The organism is Mesorhizobium sp. WSM4841, from assembly GCF_055811515.1.
The window spans coordinates 177,205-191,826 of sequence record NZ_JBVVQC010000004.1; the positions used below are offsets into that span (position 1 = coordinate 177,205).

The following is a 14,622-nucleotide window of genomic DNA, read 5'->3' on the forward strand; positions in this document are numbered from 1 at the left end:
ATGCCGCGTTTTCGCCTCGACATCGAATATGACGGCAGCCTCTATGCCGGCTGGCAGCGCCAGGCAGACCAACCTTCGGTGCAGCAGGCGATCGAACAGGCGATCGAGAAATTCTGCGGCGAACGGGTCTCGCTGCGCGGCGCCGGCCGCACCGATGCCGGCGTCCATGCGACCGGTCAGGTGGCGCATGTCGATCTCGTCAAGGCATGGCCTGATGACAAGGTGCGCGATGCCGTCAATGCCCACCTGCAAACGGCCAAGGCGCGCATCGCCGTCCTCAAGGCGGCCGTCGTGCCTGATAGCTTCGATGCGCGTTTCTCGGCGATCGGCCGCCACTATCTCTACCGCATCGTCAACCGGCGCGCGCCGGCGGCACTCGACAAGGGCAAGATCTGGTGGGTGCCGAAGCGGCTCGACGCCGAGGCCATGCACAAGGCGGCAAAGGTGCTGCTGGGGCGGCATGATTTCACCACGTTCCGCTCGACCCAATGTCAGGCCGACAACCCGGTGCGGACGCTCGATCGGCTGGATGTCAGTCGGCTGGGGGACGTGATCGAAGTGCGAGCCTCGGCGCGCTCGTTCCTGCACAATCAGGTGCGCTCGATGGTCGGTTCGCTGAAGCGCGTCGGCGAAGGCGGCTGGACAATTGCCGACCTGAAGGCGGCGCTCGGCGCGCGCGACCGTGCAGCCTGTGGCCAGGTGGCGCCGCCCGACGGCCTTTTTCTCGTTGGGGTAGATTATCCGAAAGTCGACTAATTCGGCGCACCGATGCCGAGCAACGCCTGCAGGCCGAACAGAATGACCAGCGACGCCACGAACATGCCGGCGAAGACGGCGGTGCCGACAGCCGCGCCCCTGCCGATGGCGACGTTTGTCATCCGCCAGGTCAGGATCATCGACAACGCAAACAAAAGCAGCGACGCCAGTACGGCGAACTCGTTGGTGGACGGCAGGAAAAGCCTGATCAACGCCGCTGGCAGCATCAGCCAGGCGATGATCGCCGACGCCCAGTTGCTGGCGACGACATAGTGGACAAAGCGTCCGCCAATGCCGGCGCGCGGCGCGACCAGGGCAAGGCCAACGAGCGGCAACACCCAGGCGCCGATGTCGACCGTCGCCAGACGGATCAGCATGCTGAAGCGCCCCGCGAATGCATTCGGATCGCCGATCTCGTTGGCAAGGCCGACCCAGCCGACGATCAGCGCCGGTGCCGCGACGATGATGGCGAAGAAGGAATTCCAGAAACCGTCGGCCGAAAGGTCGAGCTGGCGCAGCCCGTCGGCCTTGCCGAGCATCAGTCGCCAGGCGCCGGTCAGCGAAGCATAGGTTTCATCTGACGAAAGCATGATTACGGTATGCCTCGCTCGAACCAATCTTCGATAAAACGCTGATAGATCTGCGTCAGCGTCTCGAGGTCGGCAAGCGCGACGCGTTCATCGACCATGTGCATGGTCTTGCCGACCAGCCCGAACTCGACCACCGGACAATAGTCCTTGATGAAGCGCGCGTCGGAGGTGCCGCCGGAGGTGGAAAGCGCCGGCTTCCTGCCGATCACCGCCTTGACCGAACCGCTGAGCGCTTCGATCAGCCGGTCGTCTCGGGTGAGGAAGACGTGACTCGGCCGGTCGCGCCAGACAAGTTCGTAATCGACTAGGGTCGTCTTGCCGGCCCGGTATTTCTTGCGCTTCGCCGCCTTATCGAGACGGTTGTGGATTTCTGCCTGGATGGTCTCGGCGGTCCATGTGTCGTTGAAGCGGATGTTGAAGGTGGCGGTTGCCTTTGCCGGAATGACATTGGTGGCTGGATTGCCGACGTCGATCGAGGTCACCTCCAGATTGGTCGGCTGGAAGTCCTTGGTGCCGCTATCGAAGACGGGGTGCAGCAAGGCGTCGACCAGCGTCATCAGCCCACGCACCGGATTGTCGGCAAGCTGCGGGTAGGCAGCGTGGCCCTGGCGGCCGTTGACGATGATGCTGCCGGACAAAGAGCCGCGCCGGCCGATCTTGATCATATCGCCCAACGTGTCGGGATTGGTCGGCTCGCCGACGATAGACGCGTCCCATTTCTCGCCCTTGGCGGCCGCCCATTCGAGCAGCTTTATCGTGCCGTTGATGGCCGGCCCTTCTTCGTCGCCGGTGATCAGCAGCGAGACCGAGCCTTTCAGGCCGCCTTTCGAACCGAGATGGCGCGCCACCGCGGCGATAAAGCAGGCGATGCCGCCCTTCATGTCGACGGCACCGCGGCCGAACATCTCGCCTTTGGCGATCTCGGCGGCGAAAGGCGGATGCGTCCATGAGGCCTCGTCGCCGACCGGCACCACGTCGGTATGCCCGGCGAACATCAGGTGCGCACCGTTGCCGGAGCGCCGTGCATAGAGATTTTCGATATCGGGTGTGCCGTCCTCGGAAAATACCGGCCGCTCGACGGAAAAGCCGAGTGGTTTCAACATTGTTTCCAGTGTGCTCAGTGCCCCGCCCTCAATGGGCGTCACCGAGGGGCAGCGGATGAGGGCGGCGAGATTTCCAGCAGGATCGGTCGGCAACGTCATGGGCAAAAGCGATAGTCGAAAGCGCAAGGCCTGTCACGGCCAGACATAAGGGCCAGCCATCCCGCCGACATTATGGTTCTCATGGCGTATAGTCGAAGGCCGAACGCATGTCGCCCAAAAGCATGCGCTCGGGCTTAAAGCGCGTCGCACGAATCGCTTCAGACGCAACGCGCTTTTAGGCTGGATATTGGATGGACGGAGGCGACAAAAGGCCCAATGATCACTAGGATCGTCAGTTCGCGGCCCGCACATGCGCCCAGTAACGGCCCTTGCCGGTGCGCTTGGCTTCGTAGAGCGCGTGATCGGAACAGGTGAGGAGGAGTTCCGGCTCGCCGCCGTCGGCAGGCGCAAAGGCGCTTCCAATGCTCAACCCGATGGGTATTGCGGTGCCCACGCCAAGGTCGAACGGCACCGAAATCTTCTCAATGGCCCGCTTTGCCAGGTAGGTGGCTTCAATCTCGGATGTGTCGGGTAGCAGGATGACGAATTCGTCACCGCCGATGCGAAAGACCACATCCCCCGCTCGGAAAGCGCGTTTCAATCGTTCGGCCACCTTGCGCAGCAGCATGTCGCCGACCGCGTGGCCGAAGCGGTCATTGACGTGTTTGAAGCCGTCGAGATCCATGCTGAGCACGGCAAACTGCCTGCCGCCGTTTGCGGCCGGCGCCGCAAGCTCGCTGCACATGCCGCGCAGTTTCTCCTGGAGGAAGATGCGGTTCGGCAGGCCGGTCAGGGCGTCCTTGATCGCCAGATCGCGATTGTCCAGTTCGGCGCGGATCATGCGGGCGTTGATCGCATGATTTTGAAGCAACACGATGGTGACGCCGGCCACATAAAACGGCACTTGAAATCCGACGATAGACATTCCGGGCGCCGGAGAAAACAGCGCGCCAACCAGGAAAGGCAGGCCTACGGCCAGCATAACGAATATGGCGTAGCGCGGAGTCGCTGCGTTGCGCGACGACACCACGCCGACGACGCCTGCGACATTCAGGGCAGCCAAAACGGCGAGCGCCATATGCCCGCTGACGACGCAGCCATAGCAGCCGAGGCCGAAAATCACCGACCACGGGCCCCCGGCGGCCATGAGGCCTGCCAGCGGCCCCGTTCCCCCACGCTTGCGGGCCCGCTCACATTCCCGCATCAGCAGGAAGCGGACGGCAAACAGGATGAGGTCGGCCGCGATCCAGGCGTAAGGCCACCGGTCGCCAGTGACGACCGCGGCGCTGACTGCCAGCACCAGGACGCTGATGGTGCCGAACAGGACAGCGAATTTGCGGTCGAAGGCGGTATCGAGAAGCCGCGCACGGACAGCTTCCGGTTCCGCTCTCATCGGCGAAGAAAACCAGGCGAACAGCCGCGCGCCGGCACTTCGCTTTCCGCGCGTTTTCGGGTTGGCCAAGGGTTCGTCGTGTGCCAGTCGAGCGCTCCGTGCCGGGCGACACAGTCTCCACGGGCATGCTGGACCAAGGTGATTAAGATTAGCTTAGGTACCTGGACGAGCCGACCGCAACGAACCGTCGATCAGGGTGATCTTTTGCCAGATCTTCCGCGACAGGTTGGAGCTCAGGGTTTCGATGTCGTTGACACCATCGACGACCACATTGTCGATGACCGACTGGGCGAACAGCGCGGCGATCTTGCCGGTGATCGACAGCATTTCGGAGCAATAGTCGAGGTAGCGGGCGAGATCGGCACGGTCGGTTATGCGTGCCGGTGAATGCGATGTCGGCTTGAAATCGGTTGAAAGCGCTGCCGGATCTTTGGTCAGCTGATGCATGTCGATGACATGGATCAGCGATCGCAAGCCGTGAAGCTTACGAAACACCTGCTTGCGCTTGATGCGCTCCTCGGTTCGGATCAGGGCCAGGAAGCCGAGCATCGCGAGGATGATCATGTTGATCAGGGATTCGATGCCTTGCACCGACTGGATGGCATCGTGGGTGCCCGAGATACGGCCGAGCGGCAGGATGGTGCCGACGAACAGGAACGTCAGCGCGCCGGCGGCAATGGCGGCGATGACGACGCCGCGCAGCCACCAGATCGGCGCTTCCAGCGCCTTCGCCGCCTTGGCCAGATCACGCGACAGCGACACGAGTTCGATGGCGACGCCACGCAAGCCTGCATCGGGAAAACGCTCGGAGACGCGTTTTTCCAGTCGCTCGGCAGTTTCGATGATCAGTTTCGAATCAAGCGTGCGGTAGCGCATGGCTAGATACCCGACCGGCGCTCAGGATTCGGCCGGCGCATTGGTGCGTTTGCCGTAGCGATTGGGTCCGGGATCGCTTTTGAAGAAGGCCAAAATAATTAGGAGAATGGCGCCGACGATGAGAGAGATCAATGCGTAGTAGGTAGGCTTGCCGAAATCATGGAACCGCTTCGCCGTTAGCGCAAACGTCGACCATGTCGAGACAACCACGGCGATCCACCAGGCGAGCGCCCAGTACTGACTTGCGGCAGTGCCTAGCGGCGTTCGCGAGAACTGGTAGAGCAGGAAAAGCTGAACCAGGAGCGGCAAAAGACCGGCCAAAACGTAGGCACTTGGGTTCACTCGCCCGGAAAGGCTGAAGAAAAGCCATAGAAATCGAGGTCTGTCGAGCAAGCGGGTGCGTCCGTTTTTGCGAAGGATCAATCGCGAAGCAGTTCGTTGATCGAGGTTTTGGAGCGGGTCCTGGCATCGACGCGCTTGACGATGACGGCGCAGTAGAGGCTCGGACCGGGCTCGCCATTGGGCAACGGCTTGCCGGGCATCGAGCCGGCGACGACGACGGAATTGGCCGGCACTTCGCCGTAGAAGACCTCACCGGTGGCGCGGTCGACGATCTTGGTCGACTGACCGATGAAGACGCCCATGCCGAGCACCGAGCCCTCGCGCACGATGCAGCCTTCGACCACCTCGGAGCGTGCGCCGATGAAGCAATTATCCTCGATGATGGTGGGGCCGGCCTGCATCGGCTCCAGCACGCCGCCGATGCCGACGCCGCCCGACAGATGCACATTCTTGCCGATCTGGGCGCAGGAGCCGACCGAGGCCCATGTGTCGACCATGGTGCCGCTGTCGACGTAGGCGCCGACATTGACGAAGGACGGCATCAGCACGGCACCTGACGCGACATAGGCGGAGCGCCGCACGATCGACGACGGCACGGCGCGGAAACCTGCCTTCTCGAAATCGATGGCGCTCCAGCCGTCGAATTTCGACGGCACCTTGTCCCACCACACGGCCTGGCCGGGACCACCCTTGACGATCTCCATCGGGTTGAGCCGGAACGACAGCAGCACCGCTTTCTTCAGCCACTGGTTGACATGCCATTTGCCGTCGGCCTGCCGCTCGGCAACGCGGGCGATACCCCGATCGAGCAGATCGAGCGCCGACTGGATGGCGTCGCGCGTCGCGCCGCGGGTTGCCGTCGAAATCGTCTCGCGTTCCTCGAAGGCTTCTTCGACGGTGTTTTCGAGACTCGCCAGATCGGGCTTCGACATGAATTCGCTCCATTACCAAGCTGTTAAGGGGCCGCACCCTAACCTGTTTTGAAAGTCGCCGGACCCTATGTGAAGGCTTGGTGAGGGTCAATCGCGGCTGCGTCACGGGACGGCGCCAGTGAATAATTGGGCAAGTGAATAATTGGACGGGTAGGTAATATGACTCCTATGGAAAAGGCGGGGTGGACACCGCTGCCGCATTCGGACGAGGATCTGGAGCGGTCGAAAAGCGTGCCGGACACGCCGCAGACGCGTGCCGAGACCTACCGGCTGGCCTGGAACGATCCCGACTTCATGACGCGGCGCGAATTGCGCGCGGTCAGACTGCAGCTCGAACTGTTGAAGCCGGAGATGATCCTGGCCGAGCGCGGCATCCGCTCGACCGTCATCCTGTTCGGCGGGGCGCGCATCCCCGAGCCGGACGGTGAAGCCTGGGCAGCCAAAAACGAGACGCAGAAGAAGAACCTTGAGAAAAACAGTAAATATTACGAGGAAGCGCGAAAATTCGCCCGCCTCTGCTCGCAGCAGTCGGCCACCTCTTATTATCGCGAATTTGTCGTGGTGACAGGCGGCGGACCCGGCGTCATGGAAGCCGGCAATCGCGGCGCCGACGATGTCGGCGCACCGTCGATCGGCCTCAACATCGTGTTGCCGCACGAGCAGGCGCCGAATGCCTATGTGACGCCGGAGCTCTGTTTCAACTTCCACTATTTCGCTGTCCGCAAGATGCACTTTGTCATGCGCGCCAAGGCTGTCGCGGTGTTTCCGGGCGGCTTCGGCACGATGGACGAATTCTTCGAGACGCTGACCCTGATCCAGACCGGCCGCATGGAGCGCGTGCCGGTGATCCTGTTCGGCAAGGCGTTCTGGAAAAGGGCGATCGACCTCGATTTCCTCGCCGAGCAAGGCACGATCACCCCCGGCGACCAGGACATCATCGATTTCGTCGACACCGCCGACGAGGCCTGGGGGATCATCAGCCGCTTCTACAAGCTTTAGGCGGCGGGCTGTATCGATCCGGCTGCACGAAGCAACTGCCTCAAGCGGTGACGTCGACGATCGCGGTGAGGAATTCGGCAAGGTCGTCGGTGACGAAATCCACATCGTCCTCGTTGGCCGGGTCACGTTCCCAGATCTCCGAGAAGGTCGGCTCGAAGTTGCGCGGCACGACCAGCACCGTGGTCATGCCCAGCGATTTCGGCACGGACAGGTTGCGGGCCAGATCCTCGAACATCACCGCATTGTGGCCGGTGACGGCGTGGAGTTCCGCAAACTTCTCGTAGGTTCGGCGCGCCGGCTTGGGGTTCAGCCCGGCAGCGACGATATCGAAGATGTCGTCGAAATGGTCAAGGATGCCGAGCTGGCGCGCGGTGCGTTCGGCATGCCTGCGGTCGCCATTGGTGAAGATGAACTTGCGGCCGGGAAGCTGGCGGATGGCGGTGCCGAGAACGGGATCGGGAACCAGCCAGGAATAGTCGATATCATGGACCTTCTCGAGAAAATCGTCGGGATCGATGCCGTGGCGCGCCATCAGACCGTTCAGCGTCGTGCCGTATTCCCGGTAGAGTTCCTTCTGCAGCCTGCGTGCATCGTCGCGTGGCAGCGTCAGCAGTTCTCCGACATAGGCGGTCATCTTCACGTCGATCTGCGAGAACAGGTTCGAATGATGCGGATAGAGCGTGTTGTCGAGGTCGAACACCCAGTCGGTGACATGGGCAAAGCGGGCGGGATCCGGAAGCGTGGTCATGCAATCCTTATGGCACGAAACAATGCTTTTGGCAGAGGCTTTATCCACAACTTATGCGCGTTGCGAATGGCGAAAATGGCGCCATGATTCAAATTTTAGGCATCGCCGAAACGTGGCATTCAGGGCTTGCTGGCACAGAGACGGTTCAGGGGGAACCAGCGATGAGCCGCATATTTCTGAAGTCTGCCGCCGTCGCTTTCGCCTCCGTCGCGGTCTCGCTTTTGTTGACGCTGATCATCGTCCCGGCAATCGGCTTCCCGTTCAACCGCACGATCTGGCTGACATCCACGGTCTGCCCGCTCGCGCTTGCCTGGACCGCTAGCGCCTACACCTTCTGGCAGGGTGAGAGGTTGAAAAGCGCCCATCGCGACCTCGCCCGCGCTCATGCACAGCTCGCCGCAGCGCATCGGCGCCTGTCGGAAAAGGCGAGCCGCGACGACATGACCGGCATGCTCAACCGCGAGAGCTTCTTTGCAGCGCTCGAGGCCTCCCGGCGTAAATCCGATCGCGGTGCGTTGCTGATCATCGATGCCGACCACTTCAAGATCATCAATGACAGCTACGGCCATCTGACCGGCGACGAGGCGTTGCTCCTCATTGCAAGCGCGATCGAGCGCGGCGTGCGCAGCGGCGACGTGATCGGCCGCATCGGCGGCGAGGAATTCGGTGCGTTTCTGGTCGGCGCCACCGAACAGGAAGCCAAACGCGTCGCCGAACGCATTCGCGGTGAAGTCGAGCTGATCCGCTTCCGTCCCGTCGATGAGCGGGTCATACCCCTCACCGTCAGCATCGGCGGTGTCACCTGCGGCGAGGATGCCGGCGTATCGGATCTAATGCGTGCCGCCGACCACCGCCTTTACCAGGCCAAGCATCGCGGCCGCAATCTGGCCATCCTGGACAGGGACATTTCCGAAGCGGCCTGAGCGGTCCCGCTCATTGAGAAATCCTAACGCTGTTTGGGCGCAGCCGGGCCGCTTACACGGCTTAAGCAAAGTGTGCAGCTAGGTCTTGGCACGGAATTGGCATTGGCCTGCCGGCTGGGCGACCACCTCGGCAAGGTGATCGGCGTGTAGAAGGCCGGCTCAGCCGGCCTGCCGAGGGATCGTGGCCACAGTGCGCCACCAATAACGCCGGCGCCGATCGGCTGGAGCGTCCGAGCCTGCCCAGCATCTAAAGTTTCGCCGGGTCGAGCGGCGGCTTGCCCTTGTGGCGTCCGATGATCGCTGCCATTTCGGCGACGTTTTGGAAGGCATCGCGCAAAACGTCGAAGGACGGCAACACGAAATAGGCGCGCTGGAACTTGTCGATCTCGTAGCTGGTGCGCATCACTGTTTCCAGATCGAAGGGGACATGGTGCGCGTCATTGCTTTCAATCGCGAATTGAAGTTCCGCAAAGGACGACATCAGCCCGGCGCCGAAAGCCTTCAGCGGTTGGCCTGCTTCCTGTATCAGCCCGTATTCGACAGTGTACCAGTAGAGGCGGCTGATCATCTCGTCGCCGCCGAGCGCGATCAGATGCTCGGCCTTCTCGCCATACATCTGCATGAAATCGGCAAAGACCGGCTGCGTCAGCGCCGGCACATGGCCGAAGAAGTCGTGGAACATATCCGGCTCGACGATGTAGTCGAGCTCTTGTTTCGTCCGCAGCCAGTTGGTCACCGGGAAGCGGCGGTTGGCGAGGTGGACGAAGAAGGCTGGCGCGGGAATGAGGCCCGGCACGGCGACGATTTCCCAACCGGTAAGCTTGCGCAGCTTTTCGCTGACGACACCGAAATCCGGAATCTTGTCGAGCAGACCCAGCGTGGCGACGCCGTCGAGATAGGACCGGTGTGCCAACTTTTTAGTCAGCTTCGTCTGGCGGTCGCACAGTGTACGCCACACCGCCTGCTCGTCAGCAGTGTAGTTGTAGCTCTGCTCAACGGTGAAATCGGCACGGCAGACCGAATAGTCGCCGCGAAGGCCTTGTGCCGCGCATTCGCGGGCGTAATCGGCAACGCTCATCGTCATGGCTGTTCTCCCTGGAAATCACGATTAACATTATAAAAGTTTAGCCGGGTCCGGTGAGGCAAATCCGCTTTGATGATGGCCCGAACAGGCGATTTGAGGTAAAAGCCACCACAGAAAAGCTGCAGGAGAGTGAAAGTGCCTCAGTTTGACGATTTTGAGATCAAGATGCTCGATATCTTGCAGCGTGATGGGCGCAAGCCGGTGTCCGAACTGGCCCAGGAGATCGGCCTTTCGACGACGCCATGCGCGCGCCGCTTCGAGGCTCTTCAGAGCGCCGGCATCATCAAGGGCTTTGCCGCTGTGCTCAGCCGCCGCGCCATCGGCCTGATGGTCGAAGTGTTCATTCAGGTGCGCTTGGTAACCCACAGCGACGGTTCGCCCGAAACCTTCATCGCCGCCGTGCAGCGCATGGACGAGGTGTCGTCCTGCTGGACGATGACCGGCGACTACGATTTCCTGCTGCATGTGATGGTGCCGTCGGTCGATGAGCTCAACGCCTTTGTCATGCACCGGCTGATGCGGCTCGACGGCGTGCGCGATGTCCACACGCAGCTCGTGCTGCAGAACATCAAGGGGCCGGGCCACGTACCGCTTGGGCACCTCAGGCGATGAGTCTATATCTCGCCGTCTGCATTTCTGCGGAAAAGCTGCACGGAAACTGCTGAACCGGGCCAGCTGCAGGCCCAGATCGCCGACCAGGATGACCGGACCGCCATCGCAAAAGGTCCTTCATGAAAATCGTCCTGATCAATCCGCCGCATACCGCAATCGGCAGCCGCGTGCCCGACGACCATTTGCCGCCGCTCGGCCTGCTGGCACTGGGCGGCCCCCTGATCGACGCCGGCCATGACGTGCGGCTCGTCGATGCCGAGTTCGGACCGATGCCGCTTGCCGCGGCTGTGCAAGATGCGTTGAGCGATCATCCCGATTGCATTCTGATCGGCCATTCCGGTTCGACCTCGGCGCACCCGACAGCCTTGGAGATTGCACGAATGGTCAAGCACCGCGGCCCGGCGACGATGGTGATCTATGGCGGTGTGTTCCCGACCTATCACTGGCGCGACATCCTTGCCGAAACGGATGTCTTCGACTTCATCGTGCGCGGCGAAGGCGAGGCGACCATCGTAGCCCTGGTCGAGGCGCTGGACAGGCGCCGGCCGCTGTCTGACGTGGCGGGCATCGCCTTTCGCGACGATTTGCGCCGTCCCTTTGCCACCAAGCCGGCAGGCACCATCGCCGACCTTGATGAATACCGCGTCGGCTGGGACCTGATCGATGTCAGTCGTTACAGTTATTGGGGCGGCAAGCGCGCGGTGGTCATGCAGTTTTCCCGAGGCTGCCCGCATCTGTGCAACTATTGCGGCCAGCGCGGCTTCTGGACGCGATGGCGGCATCGCGACCCCGTGAAATTCGCGCAGGAGATCGCCTGGCTGCACCGCGAGCACGGCGTCGAGCTGATCAACCTTGCCGACGAGAACCCGACCTCGTCCAAAAAAGCCTGGCGCGCCTTTCTCGATGCGATGATTGCGCAGAACGTGCCGGTGCTGATCGTCGGCTCAACCCGCGCCGACGACATCGTTCGCGATGCCGACAGCCTGTATCTCTACCGCAAGGCAGGGGTCATCCGTTGGCTGCTGGGCATGGAAAACACCGACGAGCAGACGCTTGCGTTGATCCGCAAGGGCGGCAGCACTTCATCCGACCGCGAGGCGATCCGGCTGCTGCGCCTCAATGGCATCCTGTCGATGGCGACCTGGGTGGCCGGTTTCGAGGACGAGCGTTTTCGCGATCTCTGGCGCGGTTTTCGCCAGCTCATCGCTTATGACCCGGATCAGATCCAGGCGCTCTATGTCACGCCGCACCGCTGGACGCCGTTCTTCCGGATCGCCAGAGACCGCAAGGTGGTCCAGTTGGACGCCCGCCTGTGGGACTACAAGCATCAGGTGCTGCAGATGACCCGGCTCAAGCCGTGGATGCTGTTCTTCAGCGTCAAACTGATCGAACTGGCGGTGCAGTCCCGGCCCAAGGCCCTGGCGCGCATCCTGTTCCACAAGGATCCAGAGCAACGGCATTCGATGCGCTGGTATACGAAAATCGGCCGCCGCGTCTGGTTCCGTGAAGTCTGGGGCTTTCTCGCGCGGGATCGCCGTCTTGAGGACGGGCCGACGCTGGCCGCGTTCTGGGGTGCACCGCAGGACGAGGAAGAGCAATCGATGACGTTCGTACATCAGGTCCGCAAGCCTGCCGAACCCGCCATCGGGATTTCGCCGAGCGCCTGAGCCCAACAATGCCCGGCAAGCTGTCAGCCTGCGCTCAAGGCACGATCAGCGTGCCGGCGCCGTGTTCGGTAAACAGTTCGAGCAGCACGGAATGCGGCGTCTTGCCGTTGAGGATGACGACGCCCTCGACGCCGCGCTCGATCGCCTCGATGCAGGTCTCGACCTTGGGGATCATGCCGCCCGACACCGTGCCGTCCTTGATCAAGGCCTTGGCCTCGGCCACGGTCAGCTCATCGATGAGCTTCTTGTTCTTGTCGAGCACGCCGGGCACGTCGGTGAGGAACAGAAGGCGTGTCGCCTGGCAGGCACCGGCAATCGCGCCGGCGAAGGTGTCGGCATTGATGTTGTAGGTGTGGCCGTCGCGGCCCGGCGCCACCGGCGCCAGCACCGGGATCATTTCGGACCGCGCCAGAAGGTCGAGCAGCGTGCGGTCGACCTCGATCGGCTCGCCGACGAAGCCGAGATCGAGCACGCGCTCGATATTGGAGTCCGGGTCGATCATGGTCTTGCGCGCCTTTTCGGCGAAAACCATATTGCCGTCCTTGCCGCACAGGCCGATCGCCCATTCGCCCTCGGCATTGATCAGCGCGACGATCTCCTTGTTGATCGAGCCGGCCAGCACCATCTCGACGATCTCGACCGTCTTCTGGTCGGTGACGCGCAGGCCGCCCTCGAACTTCGATTCGATGCCCATCTTGCTCAGCATGGCGCCGATCTGCGGCCCGCCGCCATGGACGACGATCGGGTTGACGCCGGATTGTTTCAGCAGCGCGATGTCGCGGGCGAAGGCCTTGCCGAGTGCAATGTCGCCCATGGCATGGCCGCCATATTTCACCACGACCGTCTTGTTTTCGTAGCGCTGCATATAGGGCAGCGCCCTCGAAAGCAGAGCGGCCTGCATTTCGGCGGTGGCGGCGAGGTCCGTCATCGGCATGGTTCCCAGCTTGGCATGAACGGCGGCGTCTTAGCGGGAATTGGAGCAGGGGGCAAACGGCTTTGCTGTCACATCAGGTGAAATCGGCCCGCTTTTATGCCGGCAACTGCAGCGGCGCCCGCCGCTCCTGCCATCCCGAAATCTTTTCCATTTGCGCGGCGAAGGACAACAAGGTCTCCTCGTCGCCGGGTCGGCCGGCGGCCTGGATGCCGAGCGGCAGGCCGGCATCGGTGACATGGACAGGCAGCGCGATCGACGGCTGGCCGCTGACGTTCTGGATCGCCGGCCAGTGGGTGAACCATAGGCTCTTGTCCATCAACTGGCCGAACAGCGGCTTGAATTTCAGCAGACGGGCAAGCCGCAGCCTGTCGAGCACGTCCTCTATGAACGCATCGGCGCCCTTCGGGTCCATGGCGCCGCAGGCGAGCGGCGGATGGGCGATAACAGGCATCAGCACGGCATCGTACGGCGCGGTCTCGGTGATCAGGCGGCGCGACGTGGCGTGCAGCCGCTGCAGGCCGGCGTAGATCTCGCCGGCCGAGACGATCTCGCCGAAGCGGCTCATCAGACGCGTGGCGCGCTCGACGTCGCCCGAAACGGAGCGGCCGACGCGCAAGACTTCAATGCGCATCGCGCCGGCGACTGCCGCAGCCACCGTCCTGGCGAAGTCGGCGATGAAGTCGCGGCCGATATAGGACAGATCGATCTCCTCGATCGTGTGGCCGCCTTCGCGCGCCAATGCCACAGCCGTGTCCAGCGCCGTCAGCGTCTCGGCCGATATCGGCAGGCCGAGCGGCGATTTCCGATAGACGGCCAGTTTCAGCTTGCCGGGGTCGCGCACTGCTGCTGCGGCAAAAGTTCCCCTCGGCGGCGGCGCCGCATAGGGTGACAGCGGATCGGGTCCATGCGTCAGGTCGAGCAGCAAGGCCGAATCCCGGACCGAGCGGGCAACGGCGTGGTCGACGACCAGACCGTACCAGCTTTCGGTGACGAGCGGCGACAGCGGCACACGGCCGCGCGAGGTTTTCAGCCCGACCAGCCCGGTGCAGGCGGCGGGAACACGGATCGAGCCACCGCCATCCGAAGCATGTGCCACCGGCACGACGCCGGCCGCGACCAGCGCCGCCGCACCCCCGGACGAGCCGCCGCTGGTATGGGCCGTATTCCACGGATTGCGGGTGATGCCGAAAGCGGTGGATTCGGTCATCAGCCTCAGCCCATGTTCGGGCGAGGTGCTGGTGGCGATCGGGACAAGGCCGGCGGCCAGATGGCGTTCGGTCATCACCGAGTCGAAATCGGCAACGAAAGCCGGAATGCGGCTGCCGCCGTGCGTCGGCACGCCTTTCATGGCGATGCCGAGATCCTTCAGGGCAAAGGGCACACCGGCCAGTGGCAGCTTGCGGTCGATGGTTTTCGCCCGCGTCCGCGCCGCCTCGTAAAGCGGCTCGGCGATGGCATTGATGTCCGGGCGAGTGGCCTCGGCCCGCGCGATCGCCGCATCGATGAGCTCCTGCGGCGAGATTTCTCCCTTGCGCACCAGGCCGGCCAGGCCGATTGCGTCATGTTCCCACAAGGCCTGTTCGACGGACATTCTTGCTTCCCCCAAATATTGGCAAGCTAGAGC

General features: G+C 62.8%; 15 protein-coding genes. 5 read left to right on the forward strand and 10 right to left on the reverse strand.

Translation table 11 applies throughout. The annotated features are described in order from the left end of the window. A complete protein-coding gene (gene truA / locus AC0L14_RS06460; protein WP_473748955.1) occupies positions 1 to 756 on the forward strand; it encodes a tRNA pseudouridine(38-40) synthase TruA in 756 nt (251 codons plus the stop codon). Here truA and AC0L14_RS06465 read toward each other — a convergent pair. The 6 genes from AC0L14_RS06465 to dapD all read right to left on the reverse strand — a co-directional run bounded on the left by AC0L14_RS06465 (position 753) and on the right by dapD (position 6,031). Then, positions 753 to 1,346 carry a transporter gene (locus AC0L14_RS06465; protein ID WP_123146160.1) on the reverse strand — a complete coding sequence of 198 codons (594 nt, stop codon included), beginning with the start codon at positions 1,344 to 1,346 and terminating at the stop codon, positions 753 to 755. The two genes, truA and AC0L14_RS06465, sit on opposite strands and share 4 nt — an antisense overlap. 2 nt (positions 1,347 to 1,348) lie before the next feature. Next, entirely contained in the window at positions 1,349 to 2,548 is a 1,200-nt protein-coding gene (dapE, locus tag AC0L14_RS06470; RefSeq protein ID WP_473748956.1) for a succinyl-diaminopimelate desuccinylase, read from the reverse strand. 232 nt (positions 2,549 to 2,780) lie between these two features. Then, the gene (locus tag AC0L14_RS06475; protein WP_473748957.1) at positions 2,781 to 3,950 is read right to left on the reverse strand and encodes a diguanylate cyclase domain-containing protein; all 1,170 of its coding nucleotides are present in this window, start codon (positions 3,948 to 3,950) and stop codon (positions 2,781 to 2,783) included. Positions 3,951 to 4,034: 84 nt separating this feature from the next. Next, complete coding sequence (locus tag AC0L14_RS06480) at positions 4,035 to 4,757, reverse strand: hypothetical protein (RefSeq protein WP_473748958.1); 723 nt, start codon at positions 4,755 to 4,757, stop codon at positions 4,035 to 4,037. Between the two features lie 21 nt (positions 4,758 to 4,778). Continuing rightward, positions 4,779 to 5,180: a DUF805 domain-containing protein gene (locus tag AC0L14_RS06485; protein WP_473748959.1), complete on the reverse strand. Its 402-nt coding sequence runs from the start codon at positions 5,178 to 5,180 to the stop codon at positions 4,779 to 4,781. Then, positions 5,177 to 6,031, reverse strand: a complete 855-nt coding sequence (gene dapD, locus AC0L14_RS06490; protein ID WP_473748960.1) for a 2,3,4,5-tetrahydropyridine-2,6-dicarboxylate N-succinyltransferase — start codon at positions 6,029 to 6,031, stop codon at positions 5,177 to 5,179. The genes AC0L14_RS06485 and dapD overlap by 4 nt, the downstream gene beginning before the upstream one ends. Positions 6,032 to 6,190: 159 nt before the next feature. Here dapD and AC0L14_RS06495 point away from each other — a divergent pair, with 159 nt between their 5' ends. Further along, positions 6,191 to 7,030 (forward strand): LOG family protein, encoded by an 840-nt coding sequence (locus AC0L14_RS06495; RefSeq protein ID WP_082982714.1) that lies wholly within the window; start codon positions 6,191 to 6,193, stop codon positions 7,028 to 7,030. Between the two features lie 40 nt (positions 7,031 to 7,070). Here AC0L14_RS06495 and AC0L14_RS06500 read toward each other — a convergent pair whose 3' ends face one another. Then, positions 7,071 to 7,778 (reverse strand): pyrimidine 5'-nucleotidase, encoded by a 708-nt coding sequence (locus AC0L14_RS06500; protein ID WP_473748961.1) that lies wholly within the window; start codon positions 7,776 to 7,778, stop codon positions 7,071 to 7,073. Between the two features lie 161 nt (positions 7,779 to 7,939). Between AC0L14_RS06500 and AC0L14_RS06505 the strand changes: the two genes are divergently transcribed. After that, positions 7,940 to 8,701, forward strand: coding sequence for a GGDEF domain-containing protein (locus tag AC0L14_RS06505; RefSeq protein WP_473748962.1), 762 nt, complete (start codon positions 7,940 to 7,942; stop codon positions 8,699 to 8,701). 247 nt (positions 8,702 to 8,948) lie between these two features. Here AC0L14_RS06505 and phhA read toward each other — a convergent pair whose 3' ends face one another. After that, the gene (gene phhA / locus AC0L14_RS06510) at positions 8,949 to 9,785 is read right to left on the reverse strand and encodes a phenylalanine 4-monooxygenase (protein WP_473748963.1); all 837 of its coding nucleotides are present in this window, start codon (positions 9,783 to 9,785) and stop codon (positions 8,949 to 8,951) included. 135 nt (positions 9,786 to 9,920) lie between these two features. Between phhA and AC0L14_RS06515 the strand changes: the two genes are divergently transcribed. After that, entirely contained in the window at positions 9,921 to 10,397 is a 477-nt protein-coding gene (locus AC0L14_RS06515) for an Lrp/AsnC family transcriptional regulator (RefSeq protein WP_029347288.1), read from the forward strand. A 119-nt stretch (positions 10,398 to 10,516) separates the two neighbouring features. Beyond that, positions 10,517 to 12,064, forward strand: a complete 1,548-nt coding sequence (gene bchE, locus AC0L14_RS06520) for a magnesium-protoporphyrin IX monomethyl ester anaerobic oxidative cyclase (protein ID WP_473748964.1) — start codon at positions 10,517 to 10,519, stop codon at positions 12,062 to 12,064. A gap of 34 nt (positions 12,065 to 12,098) precedes the next feature. Here bchE and argB read toward each other — a convergent pair whose 3' ends face one another. Further along, complete coding sequence (gene argB / locus AC0L14_RS06525; protein ID WP_095494100.1) at positions 12,099 to 12,992, reverse strand: acetylglutamate kinase; 894 nt, start codon at positions 12,990 to 12,992, stop codon at positions 12,099 to 12,101. Positions 12,993 to 13,092: 100 nt separating this feature from the next. Further along, entirely contained in the window at positions 13,093 to 14,589 is a 1,497-nt protein-coding gene (locus tag AC0L14_RS06530) for an amidase (protein ID WP_473748965.1), read from the reverse strand. Between the last annotated feature and the right edge of the window lie 33 nt (positions 14,590 to 14,622).